Source organism: Mesorhizobium sp. A556 (assembly GCF_054489545.1).
In genome coordinates, this window is the sequence record NZ_JBTMXA010000005.1 from 212600 (window position 1) to 231441 (window position 18842).

Genomic DNA, 18842 nt, shown 5'->3' on the forward strand with positions numbered 1-18842 from the left:
GTTTCAGGCGAAGGGGACGGCGACCGTTCCCTTCGGCAGCTTGGCTTCGTCTTCCGGTTCGACATGGATGATGACCCGGACCGATGGAATATCGGCCTTGAGCGCGTCCTCGATACGGTCGCAGATGACATGGCTTTCGCCGACCGTCATCTCGGCATCGACCACCATATGAAACTCGATGAAGATGGCGCGCCCGGCTATGCGTGTCTTGAGGTCGTGGACTTCCAGCGCGCCCTTGGAGTTGGCCGAGATGATATCGCGGATGTGCATATGCTCTTCGGTGTCGACGCCCCGGTCCATCAGCCCGTTCAGCGATTGCCCGGTGACATGAAAACCCTGGTACAGAATGTTCAGCGCGACGATGAGCGCGAGCAGCGGATCCAGTATATGCCACCCGGTGAAGACCGCCGCGACGAGGCCGACGATGACGCCAACGGAAGTCACCACATCGGTCATGATATGGCGGCCGTCCGCCTCCAAGGCGGGAGACTTGGCGCGGCGGCCGAAGCGGATCAGGATCGTGGCCCAGACCGCGTTGACGACAGCCGCACCGCCGTTGATGGCAAGGCCTTCCCATGGCTGTTCCATCGGTAGCGGGTTGCGGATCGACTGCCACACCTGTGCGATAATCAGCAGGGCAGCGACCACGATCAGGACGCCTTCAAGCACGGCAGAAAAATATTCCGCCTTGTGGTGACCGAAGGGGTGGTCCTGGTCGGCGGGCTTGTAGCTGACGCGGATCGCCCACACGGCCGCGGTGGCGGTGATGACGTTGACGATCGATTCCAGCGCGTCCGAGTAAAGGGCGATCGAGCCCGTCATGCGCCAGGCGACGAATTTCAGCCCCATCACCGCCAGCGCGACGATAATCGACCAGAAGGCGAGGGTCGCGACGCGCCGCTTAGCGGCGTCCCTGGTTGCGATTGCGTCGCTCATCGTGATCTCTACGCTGCCTTTTCCCGGGCCTTGCGCGGCAGGTGCACGACGACGTTCTCGATCATGCGCATGCCGGCGTCGCCGCCCAGCGTCATGATCGATTCCGGGTGGAACTGTACCGCGGCAACCGGTTCGCTTTCATGCTCGAAGGCCATGATGGTGCCGTCTTCGCTGGTCGCGGTGACCTCGAACGCAGCCGGAAGCCGTGCCGGATCGGCAAAGATCGAATGGTAGCGTCCCACGGTGATGTCGTTCGACAAGCCTGAAAAGATGATGCCCGGCTTCGATACGTGAATGCGCGACGGCTTGCCGTGCATGGGCACGGCAAGTTGGCGCAACTCGCCGCCATAGGCTTCCGCCAATGCCTGCAGGCCGAGGCACACGCCGAAGATCGGCAGGTTGCGCTGACGCGCTTTCTTGATGGTTGCGGCGCAATCGAAATCCTTCGGCGTGCCGGGGCCGGGCGAAAGCACGACGAGATCGGGCTTCAGCCGGTCGAAGGCCTCGTCTGGAACCGGGCTGCGAATGGTCGAGACATTGGCGCCGGTCTGGCGGAAATAATTGGCCAGCGTGTGGACGAAACTGTCCTCGTGATCGACCAGCAGGATGTTGACGCCTTCGCCGACGCGGGCTGCGGTGCGCTCGGTCGCTGCGGAATTGGCAGCCTTTGCGTCGCGGATAGCGGTAAGCATGGCGGATGCCTTCAACTCGGTTTCAGCTTCTTCTTCTTCCGGCACGGAATCAAACAGCAAGGTAGCGCCGGCGCGCACTTCTGCAATCCCGTCCTTGATGCGGATGGTGCGCAGCGTCAAGCCGGTGTTGAGGTCGCCGTTGAAATGCACCATGCCGACCGCGCCGCCATACCAGGCGCGCGGGCTCTTCTCGTTCTGCTCGATGAAGCGCATGGCCCACAGTTTTGGCGCGCCGGTCACCGTCACCGCCCAGGCGTGGGACAGGAACGCATCGAAAGCGTCCATGCCTTCGCGCAGTCGCCCCTCGATGTGATCTACGGTGTGGATCAGGCGCGAATACATTTCGATCTGCCGGCGGCCGATGACGCGCACGGAGCCGGGTTCGCAGACGCGGCTCTTGTCGTTGCGGTCGACGTCGGAACACATGGTCAGTTCGCTCTCGTCCTTCTTCGAGTTGAGCAGCTTGAGGATCTGCTCATGGTCGGAGATGGCGTCGTCGCCGCGCTTGATGGTGCCCGAAATCGGGCATGTTTCGACGCGGCGGCCGTTGACGCGCACGAACATTTCGGGCGACGCGCCGACCAGATACTCGCCTTCGCCCAGATTGATGAAGAAGGAATAGGGCGAGGGGTTGATCGACTTCAGCTTGCGCGCAATGTCGGAGGGGGCGCTTTCGCAACGCTCGTAAAACATCTGGCCCGGGACGACCTCGAACAGGTCGCCGCGCTTGAAGCTTGCCATCGCCTTGCGCACGATGTTGGCGTATTCGCCCGGTTCATGGTCGCCGCGCGGCGGGATGCGGTCGGATGGCTTGAACGGTTCCGAAGTCTGGTCGCGGGCCAGGCCTTCGGTGGAAAATCCATCGCCCGAATAATCGTAGCGGTTGGTCCAGGCCTTGGCCGAATAGTGGTCGACGACGAGGATTTCGTCGGGCAGGAACAGCACCAGGTCGCGCTGGCTTTGCGCGCGCTCCAGCGTGTGCTCGACCGGATCGAACTGGAAGGCGAGGTCGTAGCCGAAGGCGCCGTAGAGGCCGAGGCTGGCATCGTCGTCGCTCTTGAACAGGCCGGTGATTGCGCGCAGCACGGTGAACACCGAGGGAGCGCGGCTACGCTCTTCTTCTGTGAAGACGCGGCCCGGCTTCTCGATGTCGAGCCGGATCAGCTTCTTCGAATTCTCCGTGATCGTAATTTCAGCGAGCGGTTCCAGCGCCTTGCCGATCACTGGCAGCAATTCTTCGCCGCGCGTGTTCAGTGCCTCGATGCGCATGGCCCGACCTTTGGCCGAAATCACCAGCGGCGGGTCGATGATCGCCGTATCCCAGCGGGTGTAGCGGCCGGGATATTCGTAGTTCGAGGAAAACACCGCGCCACGCCGCGAATTCAACCCGTCGATATAGGGGTCGATCGCGCCCTCATAGGGCCGGTCATGGCGCTGGCGTGTCACGGCGACACCGCCTGCGGTAACGAAGCGCTCGGCTCCGTTTTCCAGAATCTGTACCGTCATCACCGTCTCCATCCGATCGTTGGCAGCGGACCCGGAGCGCAAAAAATAAAATGGCCGCCCGGATATTCCGTTGCGGCCACCATCCACTTTTTTCGCGCGCACGCGCTTCAAGAGGCCGCTGTCAGCAGGCCCACCACCAGATGTTCTTGGTCGAATGCGCGTTCATGGGATTCCCATAGCGGCGAATGAAAAGTTGGGCAAGCGGATTCGAGTGGGCCGCTTCAATCTTCCAGCGTGCCGGCGCGCGCGTCGCTGCTCTTTCCAGCCCCCACTAGTTTTAGCAGATCCTCACCGGTGCGGATGATGCGCCGCGAGCGCCGGGTCAGGATATAGCCGGCCTGCGGTGCGAAAACCTCGGTCCTGCCGCCGACCTCACCCGGTTTATGGACGATGGTGGCGAGGCGCGCGCCCTTTTCGACGCGGTCGCCGGGCTTGACGTCGTAGAGGATCGCGCCGGCGGCGGGCGAGGGCATCATGTCGATGTTTTCGAGCGGGGCGACGACGCCCTGGAACGGGCCGGGCGCGGGCAGGGCGGCGTCGGTGATAACGCCGCGTGCGACGAGCAGCCGGTACAGGCCCTGCGCGTCGGCTTCCGCGGACGCGCCATCGACGTCATTGATGCCGCGATATTCCACGGTGGTGACGGCAAGCGTCTCATAACGCGCCTTATCCGCCTTGATATAGGGGTTGAAAGAGGCCTCCTCGAAGGCCGCGCCGCTGGCGCCTTCCCACAAAAGTACCGCATCGACGCCCATGGCGGCGGCGCAGTCCTGCATCGCCGGCCATAGCTGGGCGGGCACGTAGAGATAGGCGACACCCTCGTCGTCACAATGCAGGTCGAGCACGATGTCTTGGCCGATGGACAGCTTCAGCAAGCGGCGTTTCAGCCGCTCGTCGATGGTTGTCGGCGCGCTTTCGGCAGGCAGTAGGGAGGTGTCGGGGCTATCGATCAGCGGAAAGTCGCGGTTGAAATTGGTGCGTGTGCCGAGATGGAAGCGGCCCTGATGGTCGCCGAAATGGTATTGGGCGCGGCCGATCGGGTTGGCCCACGGCACCAGCGTGATCGCGCCGCGGATGCGCCCTTCCGCTTCCGCCTTGGCCAGCTTCGGCATCAGCGCATCGATGGCGACCGTGCCGGGCAGTTCGCCGGCATGGAGGGCGGCCTGGAGATAGGCTGTGGGCGCGCTCTTGTCGGAGCCTGAGAAGTGGAAGACAGGAAACTCGTAGGCGACGCCTTCGCTGTCGCCCGCCAGCCGTTCAATCGATTTCTGCATGCGCTTGGCCTCCGCAAAGATGCTGACGACATGCCAATTTAGTGCAGAACTGTCGATGGAGGACCATTGGTCCAGAAAGCGCTGCGTGTGCTTGGAGTAGCTTACCGGTCGAGCACCGATCTTATCTCGACGATGTTGGATCGTACCTGCAACAGGCTGAAGCCCATTGTCGCGAGATGCGAGGGGAAGAACGCACTGGATTCACTGCCGTTCGAAATGATCCACGGCTGCACGTTGAGCGAGGCGCGCGACTGCTCCTCCATGCGCGCCCAAAGTGTCGTAACGTTGCGCTCGGCAATGACGGCGGCAAAATCGGACCGTGCGCCGATCAGTATGCCGTAATAGGCGTAGAGCTGGCCATAGGCGAACCAGAAGCGGTCATCGGCGCGCAGGTCGAACCAGCCCGCGTCCGAGGCCTCGATGCGCGCGCGCAGGATGTCGGAGGTCGAGCCGATGTCGCCCGCGATGCGGTCCAGGAACTGCATGAGGTTGTCGGCGCGCGCGTCGAAAGTCACCTGGCACTTCTCGAGGCTGGTGTTGTAGGCGCGCAGCTTGGTGATGGCCTCGCGGTAGACGCTGGGCGTCGGACGGGTCGGGCCGCGCCAGCCGATGTACCAGGCGTCCTCGTTCCAGGCGAGCGCGGTTCGTGCGTCCTGCAAGTTCTGGTCGATTTGCGAAGTGCCGCGCACGCGTCCGAGCGTATCGACCAGTTCGGTGGTGGTACGCCGCAAGACCTGGTTGATGCCCAGCTGGAACGCCGCCTTGTTGTCGAAGAACGGCGTTTTGCGCCAATCGATGCCGAAGAAGCCCATCTTCGACACGACCATGGAAGATATCCAGGAGTTCTGATTGACGTTGAAGTCGATCAATTCCGCCGAGACGCCCACTATGGCCGAAGGCTGGCAGCTTTGTGGCGTTGTCGTTGTCGTGGCAGCATTTCCCGCGACGGGGCTGCCGGCAAGGGAAGCGCTTTTCTGCTGCGAAAGTGCTGCAGGATAGTCGGGGTTGAAATTGTTCCACCACTGGGTTGCGTAGAAGAAATTGGCGTAGAGGCCGATCAGCACCAGAAGGGCCGCGCCCAGCACGGCTTTCAGGATCCAGCCGCGTTGCGTGTACCAACGGCCAACCCACAGAAATGGCCACAGGATCACCCCGATGGCGAAGCCGATGCCGCGGCCTATCCACTGGAAGATGCGGGTGACGAAGTTCACGATCGGGTCAAGCATGGCGTCACCTCCGTCAGTCTGTCAGGCCGTAGAGGCGCGCGCGAAACGCTGCCTTGTCTTTCAGATATGTGCTTTTGAGCACATCGACAACATGCGATCGCCACGTCGGGCCAAAGCCCTCATAGTCCTTGTAGAATGCCGGCTTGTTGAAGATGTAGCGCGACACGAAATCCTGCGGGACGAAATCCGAGATCAACTGGCTGGTAAGCCATGCGTCGGGATGGTCGGGCCTAGCGCGGACCACCAGAAAGCGCTGGTGGGGGGAGACATCCTCGAGCTTGAGGCGGCCCGACTGCGCGATCTGTCGCTTGGCGGCGTTGAGAAAGGGAAAGTTCCCGTCCTTGGCGATCAAATCGGCATGGCCGTGAATCCATGCCTGCAGCCACACCTTGTCGGCGTCGGAAGGGTTGCGGTCTGGTTCGGCTTCGCGGATCAGCGCGCGCACCACCATTTCGGCCCGATGCTCCAGATAACCGGAGGTCTCTATCCACGAAGCGCGGGGAAGCTCGATGCGGCCGGAACTTGCCAGGAACTTCATCACGGCGTCGGCGTCGTTGATCGACAGATAGCTGACCTGCCATGGCCGGGAGCGGCGGAAGCCGGGTGCGGCGGGATCGCTGATGACGGTGGTTACGTCGGGATCGACAAACACGTAGAGCCCGCCGAAATGGCTGGTCCAGTAGGCGTTGTGCCGGAAGATAACCTGGTCGGGGACGAGCGCGTTTTCACGAATGTCGCCGCATATTTTGGCGAGGTCGACCATGCGGTTGAGCATGGCGTCGTTACGCCAGGCGTCCGGCTCCTGGCGTAGCCGGTCGACCAGTGTGCCGAGTTCGGCCGCCTTGCCCAGCACGTCCTCGCCCGACAGCACCTTGAACTCGACCTGGCTGATCGACAGCAGGTCTTCGATGTCTTCGACCCTGGATACCGAATCCTCGATCTCGCCGTAGATCACGTCCTTGATCGTCAGCGCGTCGATTGCGCGGCTGTTCTTCGACATGAACTCGAACATCAATTGCGATGTATTTGAAAAGGCGGTGTGGACCACCGGCAATGTCACTTGCGACGGCGTCAGGATGATGAAGCGGCGATTGACCTCGTAGGGGTCGAGATAGCTGTAATCGCCGCATTCCTCGGCCACCTGTGGCGAAAAACCGGTGCGGTCGATCTCGAAGGATTTTAGCTTCGTCGGCTTCAGCCCGAACGCGCCAAGCGCCTTGTTGTAGCGCTGGATCAGATGCGGCTCCTCGATGGTGAGCAGCCTGCCGTAGATCAGCGCGTTTTCGCGGAGCAGCGGGAATTTGGAGGTCAATTGGTTCCTTCTCCCTGTTTATGGGGAGAAGGTGCCGCCTGCGCCTTTCCTTCTCCCCATGTGGGAAAAGGTGGCCGAGCGAAGCGAGGTCGGATGAGGGGTGTTGGCCGGAGCGCCAGCGCCTCATTCCTTCCAACACCCCTCATCCGTCTCGACGCCGTGCGCCGATCCACCTTCTCCCACAAGGGGAGAAGGCAAGGCGCCGGATACTCACGCATTCCACAGCCCCTTCTTCTGCAATTCCGCCATTTCGCGGGCCGCGCGTTCGCGCAGGCGGGCATCGCGCAGCAGTTTTTCGACCGCCGCGTCGTCGGATTTGTCGGAGTAGCGGAATTCCGAATCCGCGTAGCGGTTGATCTCCTGCATGACCATGTCCATCGAGAACGGCCCGCGCAGTTCCTCGATCATGGCCTTCTTGGCGTCGTAGGGCTTGTGCATGAAGGCTTCCGGCTTTTCGAACCACCCGTCCGGCAGTTCGATGTCCATGGCGCGCATTTTTATGGCGTCGGTGACGTTCTTGATCGCGCGCCCCGTAAAGCGCGGCTCTGCCTGCTTGATCAAATGAAGGTAGGTGCCGATATCGGCCAGCGTCTTAGGCGCGCCATTGTCCTTCATGAACCGCTCATAGACTTTTTCGAGCCCGTCTTCCTGCGGCTTTTCAAAGTCCCGATAGGCTTCGCTGACGGCGCGCTGGATTTCCTGCGCGGCGTAAAGCTTGTGCTCGCCCAGCGGGATTTCGTGATTCTTTCCAGCAAGAAGCACGAAGATGTCAATGTAGTCGTCGCGCGTTTGCGGGCCGTCGACCAGCCAGCGGGCGCCGGCGCGCTGGCGCAGCGCATCGTCGACATTTTCGGGGTAGTTGGAGAACATGCCGAAGCTGGAATTGCCGCGCACGACGGTTGCAGCACCCCCAAAGGCGTCCATCAACACGCCGGTGATTTCCTGCTGGCCGGCGGAGGCGCGGTCGTCGGAACGCTTGGCCGCCACCTGGTCGATATCGTCGATGGTGCCGAAGCCGATGGCACGCGGGTTCAGCACATTGTTGATGAATTGGCGGCAGTTCTGGCCCGACTTGCCCTGGTAGGACGAAATCTGGTCGACGCCGAAATTCTCGTAGACGAAAGGATAAGCGGCGATCTGGCAGTAGTCGTTGACGAGGCCGGCGATCATCTGGATCAGCGTCGTCTTGCCGGTGCCGGGCGCGCCATCGCCGATGAAGGTGAACAGGAAGCCGCCCAGTTCGACGAACGGGTTCATCTGCCTGTCGAAATCGTAGGCCATCAGCATCTTGGCCAGCTTGACCGACTGGTATTTGGCGATGTGGTTGCCGACGACCTCTTCCGGCTTCTTGAAGCTCATCGCCAACGGCTTGGATTTCTTGCCCGGCGCGACGTCGAAACCGTCGAGGGTGAAATCGTCGGCGTCGATGCGGATATGCGCGTTCTCGAACGGTCCGAGACCGTCGAAGCGGCTCTTGCGCTGGAGCAGGCCGTCGATGGCGATGCGGGCGACGGCGCGGGCGCGGACCATCAGATCGGCGTCGTCTTTCGCGCCGGTGATGGTGCGGTCGAGCCCGGCAACCAGCGACTTGACCGCATCCTGCGGTGTGTCGAACAGGAAGTCGGGCTCCGGCGTATCGTTGGGCGCTTCGCCGTCCGTGTCGATCAACTGGAACAGATAGGACGCGAAGGAGAAGGCGGCGACATAGGCGGAGGCCGACAGCAGCTTCTTGAAATGCGCGGCCTCGTCGCCTTCCAGCGGTGTTCTCGCGTTTTTCGCCTGCAGGCCTTCGAGGTCGGTTCCTTCGGCGAAAATGCCGGCGACAGCCAGTGCTACTGCCACGCCACGGCGGGCGCGGAAAAGCAGCGTGTGCTGCGGGATGGAGAGCAACGGGTCTTCGGGGTGGACCGCTTGCACGGTCTTTTGCAGTTCCACCTCGCGGGTGTGGCGCACAGAGCCGACCGAAACGGTGGAAACGAAACGGCGGTTGGTGCCGGCAAGCGCGGTGCCGGATTCTCGCGACGAATCCTCCAGCACCACGATGCGCGTGACGAAACTCTGCGCCGTGGCCCGGTGTTTTTCGATCGCCGCTTCCGGGATGGTGGTCAGGCCGGTGTCCATCGCTTGTCCCTCCTGATCTGTCGCATCTGGCGATGAAAAAACTCACACATCGCTGATCACCTGTCCGTTCGACAGGATATGCACCTTGTAGCCGCCGAAAATCTTGTCGGCCTCGCCGGCGGCGTAGAGCGCCTGATAGGCTTCATGCGGGATCAGCGCGTGGTTCTCGTAGGCGGAGACGCCTTGCCGCGTCGCTTCTAGATCGTCGGTGTCGATGAAGAATTCCTGCGTGGTTTTCTCGCTTGAAAACAGGCCCTTGCGGCCGGGCTTTTCACCCTTGGAATAAACCTCCTGGATGGTCCAGGTCAGAAGCCATGCGTTTTCCGGCTTGCGCACCTTCGACAGCACATCGGCCACGGTGGAATTGTTTTCGGTGATGCCCGCCGAATAGAACGGCCCGAGCACGACCCGGCGCAACTGCTTAGGATGCAGTTCCTGAAAATCCTTGTCGAGATTGACCGCGATCGTCATCGGCGACAGGGAATAGGCAGAGTTCTTTTCGGTGAAGTCGTCGAAGCTTCGGGCAAGCTCGGGATTGAGCAACCCGTCCACGGGCAGCGGAATGTCGACCTTGTCGTTCAGCCGGCCATTGGCCCCGACCAGTTGACGGACCATGGCTTGGGAAGAATCCTCGACCGTCACCATATAGACCAGCGGCAAATTGGCGGTGCCGTCGAAGGTCGCCCAATGGACCAGATAATAGGGCCGCCCCGTCTTGGGGTTGACCGAGACGTTTGCGGTCTGGGCCAATGTGAACGGGCTGAAGGTGTCCTCGCTTTTCACATCCTCGAGGTAAAGCCGCTCGGCCATCGACTTTTGCAGCGCGTCGGGAAAAGCCTTGTGGCGCAGGATGAAGTCGGCCATCTCCTCGCGCAATTCGTCGGGCAGCGGAATGTTGGCGAGGCGCTGGTCGGCCTGGCGGCGGTCGTTTTCCAGTTCGAGCAGGTTCTGGAACACCGGAAAGCCGCTGTCGGCGCGCGAAATGCGGAAGCTGTCCATGAAACCCAGCCGGTTGCGCCAGCAGGAGAATGATTTGTCGAGCCGCGCGATATGTTCGGCAACGATCTTCGCCACGATGCCGTGCCGATAGAGCGGCGAGCGGTCGTCGCGCATGAACACTTCAAGGCCGCTGAGGGCTGCGTTGATGGCCGCGAAGTAGCGTTCGGCGGGATCGTCGGTAGGGGTCATGGATGGGTGCTTGCCCCGCACTTGCCCGGCTTATGATGTCTGCACGTAGTCGGCGGCGTTGTGCTTCTTCAGCACATCGTCGAAGCGGCGGGCGAAGGCGTCGTCGGCCAGCTTCTTGCGGCGCTGGATGTCGGCGGTCGTCACCATGTTCTTCTCGTGCAGTTCGAGCAGGTCGCCAATGTGCTTTTGCGAGGCGGCGCCGATGCCGGCCATGGTTTCTTCCGCCGTGTTGTCGACCTGGCTGCCCAGCGTGTTGATCTTGTGGGCCACGTCCTGCTGGGCGGCCGTCTTCAGCGAATCTTCCAGCGCCTTGTAGAGCACGATGCGCTGTTCGGTATCGATGGTCAGCTTGTTGATCAGCGTCGACTGCGCGGCGATCTGGTTGTTGAGCGAGTCGACAAAGGTCTGGAACATCGACGTATAGCGCTCCAGCGTCTGGCTTTCGGCCAGCAGCTCCTGCTCCTTGGCCTGCTTTTCGTTGTATTCGGTGGCCATCTTCGAACGCTCGCCCTCAAGCTGTGTCCGGTCGGTCTGGCTGGTCGAGGAAGCGATCCGGTTTTCTATATCGAGCAGCGCCGGGTTCAGTTCCTCGATGCGCTTCTGGACAGCGGTCAGATTGGCGATGGTCGCCTTGCGGCGCTCGATCACCTGGCCGAGACTTGTTTCCGAGGTCTTGTAGCGCTGGTCGAGAACGCCCTTTTGCGCTTTCAGGATGCCGACGATGGTGTCGGATTTGGTCAGAAGTTCCTGCAGATTGCCGGCCAGCGACATATTGCGGACGCGCTCGGTGCGCATGCGCTGCTTCGATTGCGCGGAAAAGATGCCGACGAAGCTTTCCCAGCCGGTGTAGTTCTTCATGCTCTCGAATTCGGAGCCGAAGACGTTGGTGGCGTCCTCGAGGCCGATGATGAGGTCGGCGATGTTGCCTTCCATCACCTTCTGCTGCTTCAGCACATCCTGGATGCGGGCGTTCTGGATATCGAAATCGGCATCGCCGATCTTCTTGTCGGCCTGCGCGAGCGTGTCGAGCACGGTGCCCGACTGTTCGATCCTGGCGCGCATGTCCTGCACGACCTGCTGGGTCTTGGCTATTTCGGCATCGAAATTCTGCAATGTCGCCATAGAGGCCTCCCTGTTCGGCATCACGCCGGTGCTGCGAGCGACCGCGAATATATGTGCGGCATACCGGTATGGGAAGGCGAGGCAGCACGAAATCGGGAAAGCGAGAAATCCAGGCGGCAGGGCGCTGGACAAAAAATGCCCGCAAGCAGCCGTGCGCCATCGGATCGCTCCGGATGGCGGGCTGGCAAGCGCCGGGTGTTTGGCAGTTACGCTGCTGCGGGACGCGGAGCCCGTGGATCGGGGCGCAAGGGCAACTTCTTTACCGGGGCGGCAATCAGGCCTTCACGGATAGCGAGCTTGCGCGCAGCCTTGCGGGTGCGGCGAATGGCTTCTGCCTTTTCGCGGCAGCGCTTTTCCGACGGCTTCTCATAGGAACGACGGGCCTTCATTTCGCGGAAGACGCCTTCGCGCTGCAATTTCTTTTTCAGGACCCGCAGAGCCTGGTCGATGTTGTTGTCGCGTACAAGAACCTGCAATGGCTTTCCTTCTTCTGGTTGATAGTGATCGGAAACGATGAAGCGGCACCGGAATTTGCGCCGGCACCGTGGCATTCACCGAATATATAGGTGGACGAAGCGCACTCTAACAGGTTTTGAACGAATTGCACGTACCGATTGACCGAACAAATTCAACGCCTGGTGAAGCCGATGAAATCCTCCGGCACGGCGCGGCCCATTTCCTCTTCCCAATGGCGGCGGCACAGGGAAACATAGATGTCCTTGCCGATCGCCACCTGTTCGCCCTGTTTCGCGACCTTTCCGTCAGCGCCAAGCCGTACCACCATCGTCGCCTTGCGACCGCAGCGGCAGATGGTGCGTACTTCCCGCAATTCGTCGGCAATGGCAAGCAAAGCGCGCGAACCGGAAAACAGATTGCCCTGGAAGTCGGTGCGCAGGCCATAGCACATCACCGGGATGTTCAGCCGGTCCGCCACGCGGGCGAGTTGCCACGCCTGTTCCTCGTCGAGAAACTGGGCCTCGTCAACGAATACGCAATGCACGCTCGCATGCTCATGGTGGTCGGCGACGCGGGCAAACAGGTCGTCGCCGGACCGGAACAGGCCGGCCTCTGCCTCAAGCCCTATCCGGGAGGAAATGTAGCCGCTGTCGCCTCTGTTGTAGTGCCCCGCGACGAAGTGCATCGGCGTCATGCCGCGTTCGCGATAATTGTACGAAGCCTGAAGCAGCATCGTTGTCTTGCCTGCGTTCATCGTCGCATAGTGGAAATAGAGCTTGGCCATGGCCCGTTCTACTCCGAAGACCGGTTTGCCGAGAGGGCGCCCACCGGCTTTCCCCGGAAAAAATGGCTACCATGTCGTTCATCGGCCAGCGCGCGCCGTCACTCGCGATTGCGTTGGCGCTTGAAACCGCACCAAAATGGTGTTTGGCTGTAAAAACAAGGCGGATAGGGAAATCCGCTTCGCCAAAAATTGCAAATGGGAGAAGTCATCATGTCGCGTATGAATTCCTTTGTTGCCGGGCTTGGCCTGGCGGCGTTTCTTTCCACGAGCGTTGTTTTCGCCGCCGATCCGGAAAGCTGCAAGACGGTGCGCCTTTCGGATGTCGGCTGGACCGACATCCAGGCGACGACGGGCGTCGCTTCGGTCTTGCTCACCGCGCTCGGCTATGAGCCGAAGGTGATCCAGCTGTCCGTGCCGGTGACCTATGCGTCGCTGAAGAACAACGATCTCGACGTCTTCCTCGGCAACTGGATGCCGTCGATGACCAATGACATCAAGGACTACACCGCCGACGGGTCCGTCGAGACGATCGGTGTCAACCTCACCGGCGCCGGCTACGGCCTGGTCGTGCCGACCTATGTGGCCGAGGCGGGGGTCAAGACATTGACCGACCTTGGCAAGTTCAAGGACAAGTTCAACGGCAAGATCTACGGCATCGAGGCCGGCAATGACGGCAACCGCATCATCCTCGACATGATCAAGAACCCGGCCGACAATCTTGAAGGCTTCGAACTGGTCGAGTCTTCGGAAGCGGGCATGCTGACGCAGGCCGAGCAGGCGATGAAGAACAACGAGTGGATCGCGTTCCTCGGCTGGACGCCGCATCCGGTGATGGGCGCGATGAAGATCACCTATCTCGACGGCATGGGCGATTCGGGCTTTGGCGCCGCGACGGTCAGCACCAATGTGCGCAAGGGCTACACGACGGAGTGCCCGAACGCCGGCACGTTCATCAAGAACCTCAAGTTCAATCTCGACATGGAAGGCGAGATGATGGACGCGATCCTCAAGGGGAGCGATGCCGACACGGTGGCGACCGCCTGGCTGAAGAAGAACCCGGACGCGGCTACGCCATGGCTTGCCGGCGTGACGACCATCGACGGCGGCGACGCTGCCGCAGCCGTCAAGACCGCGCTCGGCAACTGAGCCGGTCGCGCCGATCTTGATGCCTAAAAGGGCGGCTTTCTGCGAGGCTGCCCTTTTTGTCTCCCCGCCAACAAGCGACGCGGTGAGCCAATCAGGAGGCGATCGACGCCAGACAGAAGATCTGGCGTAGATCGAAGGTGCGTTGCCGACCCGTCGGCATGACGGAAGGCGCAAGTATTTTATTCGACGGAAACGCTCATTTCCGAATCCGCATCCGGTTTGGGGAATAAGCGAGACGAGGGGAGCGAGATGGATCCGGTTTCGAAATTTCTGGCCAGTTACAAGATACCCATAGGCGCCTGGGGCAAGGATTTCTTCACGTTCCTTACCGACAATTTCGATACCATCTTCAGAGCCTTTTCCAGCGGGCTCAACCTTCTGCTCGACAATTTCGTCGATCTTCTTCTGGCCGTGCCGCCGGTTTTTCTGGCGCTGGTGATCGCCGGTATCGCCTGGCTGTTGCAGCGTTCGAAGCCGCTGGCGTTCTGGGTGTTCGTCGGGCTCGTCTTCATCATCAACCAGAACCTGTGGAAGCAGACGGTGGAAACCATGGTGCTGGTGGTAGCGGCCGCTGCCGCCTCGATGGCCATCGGCGTGCCGCTCGGCATCTGGGCGGCGCACAAGCCGAAGGTCTATCGCATCATGCTGCCGGTGCTCGATATGATGCAGACGCTGCCTACCTTCGTTTATCTGATCCCGGTCCTGACACTGTTCGGCCTTGGCAACGCGCCGGGTCTCGTCGTTACCATCATCTTTGTCATTCCCACGCCCGTGCGGCTTACCTATCTGGGCATGACTTCCGTGCCGACATCGATCGTGGAGGCGGGCGAAGCCTTTGGCGCCACCAAGCGCCAGCTCTTGTGGAAGGTGGAATTGCCGGCGGCATTGCCCACCATCATGGCCGGCCTCACTCAGGCGATCATGCTGTCGCTGTCGATGGTGGTGTTTGCGGCCCTGATCGGCGCAGGCGGCCTCGGCACCGAAATCAATCGTGCGCTGGGTTCGCGCCGGATCGATCTCGGGCTTGAATCCGGGCTTGCCATCGTCGTGCTTGCCATCATCCTCGACCGCATGAGCCGAATTACCACCGGAGGCAAGAAATGAACGTCGCGGTTGATTTCAAGAACGTCGATATCGTCTTCGGCACGGAGAAGCCGCGAGCGCTGGCGATGATCGACACGGGCGCGACCCGCCAGGAAATACTGGCGCAAACCGGGGCTGTGCTCGGTTGCGCCGGCTGCAATCTTACCGTCAAGGAGGGCGACATTTCGGTGCTGATGGGGCTTTCCGGGTCGGGAAAGTCGACCCTGCTTCGCGCCGTCAACATGCTCAACGTTCCCTCGCGCGGCCATGTCTTCGTCAAGCAGGGCGACAAAGCGGTCGATGTCGTCAATTGCAGTACAGCCACGCTACGCGCCATTCGCCAGAAGCAGGTGGCGATGGTGTTCCAGCAGTTCGGGTTGCTGCCATGGCGCACCGTGGAGGAAAATGTCGGCTTCGGCCTTGAACTCGCCGGCGTGCCGGAAGCGGAGCGAAAGGAGCGCGTACACAGGCAGTTGAAGCTGGTGAACCTGGAACAATGGGCCCAGAAATACGCGCATGAGCTGTCCGGCGGCATGCAGCAACGTGTCGGTCTGGCGCGCGCCTTTGCGACCGAAGCGCCCATCCTCTTGATGGACGAGCCGTTCTCCGCACTCGATCCGCTGATCCGGACCAAGCTTCAGGACGAATTGCTGCAGCTTCAGGCGGAACTCAAGAAAACCATCATCTTCGTGTCGCACGATCTGGAAGAGGCGCTCAAGATCGGCAGCCATATCTCCATCATGGAAGGCGGTCGCATCGTCCAGACCGGCACGCCCGAAGACATCATTCTAAATCCCGCCAACGATTATGTCCGCGACTTCATCGCCAATGTGAATCCGTTGTCGGTGCTGACCGCCTGGAACGTGATGCGCGACAAGCGCGAATTGGAGCAGGGCGAGGACGGCTGGGTTTGGCTCGATCGGCGTGCCACGACGCGATTCAAGATTGACGAGCAAGGGCTGGTGATCGCCGCCGAGCGCAATGGCGAGCCTGCCATATGGGTGTCGTGCGCCGACGTGGAGGGGCAGCCGGAGGAGGCGACCCAGGTGTTCTGGGCGACGCCCGGCACGTCGCTCAAGACGGTGATGCTTGCCATGCACCGCTCGCAGACCGCACCCGTGGCGCTGTTCGACGACCAGTCGCGCTTCGTCGGCTCGATCGGCATTAGGGATGTGCTTTCGGCCGTACTGAGGCGGTAATTGACAAAGTGAATCAGGATATGGCTCCAACGGCCTGATTTAGAATCGAATTATTTGTGGCCGGCAGCCGGTTTTGACCCGAAATTGTCGAAGGCGCTCCCCTGCTAAGGGAGTAGCCTAGGCTTGCACCGCAGCGACGGCGACCTTGGGCAGCGTCAGTTCGGCGCAAAGCCCGCCGCTGGCGTGATTGCTCAACCGGATGTCCCCGCCCATGCTGCGGGCGATGTTGCGCGCAATCGTCAGGCCAAGGCCGGAGCCGCCGGTTTCGCGGCTGCGCGATGTCTCCCCGCGCACGAATGGCCTGAAGACCTGCTCGAACTGCTCGGGTGCCAGGCCGTGGCCTTCGTCGCGGATGGTCAGGACGAGGGTTTCGTCCAAGCTATGCAGGCCGAGATGGACCTTCTTGCCGTAAAGGACGGCATTGTTGACGAGGTTGGTGATGCAGCGCCGCAGCGCAACCGGCCGCGCCAGGCAGACCATGCCGCGTGTGGCTTTCGAATCCGGTTCGAACGATACCGCGTCGTAGTTGTCGGCGATGGAATCGACCAGCGACCACAAATCTACCCGCTCCGGTACTTCTTCGGCGATCTCGAAGGTGGCGAAGTCGATGACCGAGCGGGCGATCTGGTCGATGTCGGAAAGGTCGTGCGCCAACGCTTCGCGCGCCTTGGACCGGCCCAGAAGTTCCAGCCGCAGACGCATCCGCGTCAACGGCGTGCGCAAATCATGCGCGAGCGCCGCGGCCAATTGTTCGCGATCCTCGACATAGTCGCGCAGCCGCGATTGCATGGCGTTCAGTGCCCTGGCGGCTGACCGGTATTCGCGGCTTCCGTTCTCGGCCAGCGGCGGGCTTCTCAAGTCGGCGGAGATGGCGCCGACCGCACGCTCCAGCGCCCGGTACGGAGCCGTCAGCCGGCGCAGCGACCAGATCGACATGATGACGACCAGCGCCGCGACGATGGCCGATAGCGGCGTGCTGTCGAGGCTGAGTATGGGCGCGACCGGCGTGACCGGCATGGTGAAGTTCAACCACTGGCCATCGGCGAATTCGATGGATGCGGTGAGCTTCTTGGCTCGGGCAAAGGTGGTCGACAGCGCCAGCAGGTCGCGCTCGACCTCGCCGATTTTGCTGTCGTCGTCCGGCTCGCCCGGCGCCGAGGCATGCCGCTCCGCAGCGTCGCGGCGAACGCGTGCGTCGACGACCCCGAATTTCGACAGGCGGCCGACCAGAATGTCCTCCAGTTCGGCCAATGCGTCGTCGGTTGCGATCGGCGACGTCACGACAGGCGTGTCCGAGACGGTCAGCGCATTGCCGCTGTTGGAAAGGCCGGCGGCAAGCGTCCGGCGGTCCTGCGGCGAGGCCTTGTTCATCAATTGCACGAAGGAGAAGGCGCGCTCGTTGAGGCGATAGAGTTCGACCACATCGTTACCCGTCCTGCGGTCGCGCTGGACCAGATAGAACGTCGTGACCTGGCTGACGAGCAGGCCGGCGATGACGACCAGCAGCACCCAGGCCGGCAGCGTCTGCGGCAGGAAGCGTTTCATTCCGCTATCGTTTCCGGCATGAACTGGTAGCCGCCGCTGCGCACCGTCTGGATGAGACTTGGCGCGCGCGGATCGTCTTCCATCTTGCGCCGCAGCCGGCTCACCAGAATATCGATCGAGCGGTCGTAGCTCGCGCCTTCCTCGCCGCCGGACAGGTCGATGAGCTGTTCGCGCGTCAAGATGCGCTGTGCGCTTCTGGCGAAGGTGTGGAGCAGGTTGAATTCCGCCCCCGTCAGTTCGACAAGCACCTCTCCTGGCGCCAGCAGCCTGCGGCGCGATACGTCCATGGTCCAGCCGGCGAAGCGGTAAATCTGCCGCTGGGGCTCCTTGCGCGCCTCGGGCGCATTGCGGCGCAGCACGGCGCGTACCCTCGCCAGCAATTCGCGCGGGTCAAACGGCTTCGGCACATAGTCGTCGGCGCCCATCTCCAGCCCGACCACGCGGTCCGTCGTCTCGGTCACGGCGGTCAACATGATGATCGGCGTGGGGTGGCGGGCGCGAAGCTCGCGGCACAGTTCCAGCCCGCTCTTGCCGGGCAGCATCACGTCGAGAACGATGAGATCGACCGGCGCACGGCGCATGGCCGCCTCCATCTCGATGCCGTCGGCGGCGACCGACGCGCGCAGGCCGCGCTTGTGGAAGAACTCCTGCAGGAGTTCGCGAATATCCCTGTCGTCATCGACGATCAATATATGCGGATCTGTTTTCACGGGCCTGCCAGCATCGGGTCGCTCGACCATCGTCTTAGAGCGCGATTGATGGCAAAACTAAGCCTTTGGCAACGTGCCAAAATTGCCGGAAACAATCCGGAAACAACATTCAACATTCCAGACAAACTGGCGAAAAAAACCGGTGCGATAACGGCATTCGTGGCGGTCAGGAGATCGACCGCGCACTCGTTCCGGGGTTTCAGGACCCAGCCATGCAAAGAATCTCGATCCGATTGGTGAGTACGTTGCTTCCCCTCCTGCTCGTTACAGCCACGGTCGGAAATTCGGATGCAAAGGGCATGGGCCAGAAAACCCTGATTACCCGGAGCGAACGTTGCAGCCGGCTTAGTCGTCAGGTCGACGAAGCCATCCAAAACCATGCCAAGGGGATGCAGGTCACCGAGGCAAAGGTGCTTCAGAGGAAAGCGCACCGGTTCTGTGCCGACAAGCATCAGGCACAGGGCATACGGACGCTTGCAAACGCTCTGAAAGTGCTGGGCGCGGCACCGGTAGACCCGAACCAGTGACCGGAAACTCGACCT

At 61.6% G+C, this 18842-nt stretch carries 16 protein-coding genes; 3 read left to right on the top strand and 13 right to left on the bottom strand.

What is annotated here, in order from left to right; translation table 11 throughout:
* Positions 1-3 precede the first annotated feature (3 nt).
* The 10 genes from ACX3P0_RS13200 to ACX3P0_RS13245 form a co-directional block, all read right to left on the bottom strand.
* Positions 4-936 (bottom strand): cation diffusion facilitator family transporter, encoded by a 933-nt coding sequence (locus ACX3P0_RS13200; protein ID WP_459089071.1) that lies wholly within the window; start codon positions 934-936, stop codon positions 4-6.
* Positions 937-944: 8 nt separating this feature from the next.
* Positions 945-3134 carry an anthranilate synthase gene (locus ACX3P0_RS13205; RefSeq protein ID WP_459089073.1) on the bottom strand — a complete coding sequence of 730 codons (2190 nt, stop codon included), beginning with the start codon at positions 3132-3134 and terminating at the stop codon, positions 945-947.
* 221 nt (positions 3135-3355) lie between these two features.
* Positions 3356-4408: a M14 family metallopeptidase gene (locus ACX3P0_RS13210; protein WP_459089075.1), complete on the bottom strand. Its 1053-nt coding sequence runs from the start codon at positions 4406-4408 to the stop codon at positions 3356-3358.
* Between the two features lie 101 nt (positions 4409-4509).
* Positions 4510-5634, bottom strand: a complete 1125-nt coding sequence (locus ACX3P0_RS13215) for a DUF2333 family protein (protein WP_459089077.1) — start codon at positions 5632-5634, stop codon at positions 4510-4512.
* 13 nt (positions 5635-5647) lie between these two features.
* Positions 5648-6946: a DUF6638 family protein gene (locus tag ACX3P0_RS13220; RefSeq protein ID WP_459089079.1), complete on the bottom strand. Its 1299-nt coding sequence runs from the start codon at positions 6944-6946 to the stop codon at positions 5648-5650.
* Positions 6947-7156: 210 nt separating this feature from the next.
* Complete coding sequence (locus ACX3P0_RS13225; RefSeq protein WP_459089081.1) at positions 7157-9067, bottom strand: AAA family ATPase; 1911 nt, start codon at positions 9065-9067, stop codon at positions 7157-7159.
* Positions 9068-9109: 42 nt separating this feature from the next.
* Positions 9110-10255 carry a hypothetical protein gene (locus tag ACX3P0_RS13230; RefSeq protein ID WP_459089083.1) on the bottom strand — a complete coding sequence of 382 codons (1146 nt, stop codon included), beginning with the start codon at positions 10253-10255 and terminating at the stop codon, positions 9110-9112.
* Positions 10256-10285: 30 nt separating this feature from the next.
* Positions 10286-11377 carry a hypothetical protein gene (locus ACX3P0_RS13235; protein WP_459089085.1) on the bottom strand — a complete coding sequence of 364 codons (1092 nt, stop codon included), beginning with the start codon at positions 11375-11377 and terminating at the stop codon, positions 10286-10288.
* Between the two features lie 206 nt (positions 11378-11583).
* On the bottom strand, positions 11584-11853 hold the full coding sequence (gene rpsU, locus ACX3P0_RS13240; RefSeq protein WP_459078086.1) for a 30S ribosomal protein S21: 270 nt from the start codon (positions 11851-11853) through the stop codon (positions 11584-11586).
* Between the two features lie 152 nt (positions 11854-12005).
* Positions 12006-12617: a thymidine kinase gene (locus ACX3P0_RS13245; RefSeq protein ID WP_459078087.1), complete on the bottom strand. Its 612-nt coding sequence runs from the start codon at positions 12615-12617 to the stop codon at positions 12006-12008.
* Positions 12618-12827: 210 nt separating this feature from the next.
* Here ACX3P0_RS13245 and ACX3P0_RS13250 point away from each other — a divergent pair, with 210 nt between their 5' ends.
* From ACX3P0_RS13250 to choV, 3 genes are all read left to right on the top strand, one after another.
* Positions 12828-13763 carry a choline ABC transporter substrate-binding protein gene (locus tag ACX3P0_RS13250; RefSeq protein ID WP_459089087.1) on the top strand — a complete coding sequence of 312 codons (936 nt, stop codon included), beginning with the start codon at positions 12828-12830 and terminating at the stop codon, positions 13761-13763.
* A gap of 249 nt (positions 13764-14012) precedes the next feature.
* Positions 14013-14867: a choline ABC transporter permease subunit gene (gene choW, locus ACX3P0_RS13255; RefSeq protein ID WP_459089089.1), complete on the top strand. Its 855-nt coding sequence runs from the start codon at positions 14013-14015 to the stop codon at positions 14865-14867.
* On the top strand, positions 14864-16045 hold the full coding sequence (gene choV / locus ACX3P0_RS13260) for a choline ABC transporter ATP-binding protein (protein WP_459089091.1): 1182 nt from the start codon (positions 14864-14866) through the stop codon (positions 16043-16045). The genes choW and choV overlap by 4 nt, the downstream gene beginning before the upstream one ends.
* 117 nt (positions 16046-16162) lie before the next feature.
* On the opposite strand, the gene ACX3P0_RS13265 is transcribed toward choV, so the two are convergent.
* The 3 genes from ACX3P0_RS13265 to ACX3P0_RS13275 are packed head-to-tail and all read right to left on the bottom strand — an operon-like array spanning position 16163 to position 18752.
* Positions 16163-17590 carry an ATP-binding protein gene (locus ACX3P0_RS13265; protein WP_459089093.1) on the bottom strand — a complete coding sequence of 476 codons (1428 nt, stop codon included), beginning with the start codon at positions 17588-17590 and terminating at the stop codon, positions 16163-16165.
* Positions 17587-18300, bottom strand: coding sequence for a response regulator (locus tag ACX3P0_RS13270; RefSeq protein WP_459078092.1), 714 nt, complete (start codon positions 18298-18300; stop codon positions 17587-17589). Before ACX3P0_RS13270 ends, ACX3P0_RS13265 begins: the two co-directional genes overlap by 4 nt.
* Positions 18297-18752, bottom strand: a complete 456-nt coding sequence (locus ACX3P0_RS13275) for a hypothetical protein (protein WP_459089095.1) — start codon at positions 18750-18752, stop codon at positions 18297-18299. The genes ACX3P0_RS13270 and ACX3P0_RS13275 overlap by 4 nt, the downstream gene beginning before the upstream one ends.
* Between the last annotated feature and the right edge of the window lie 90 nt (positions 18753-18842).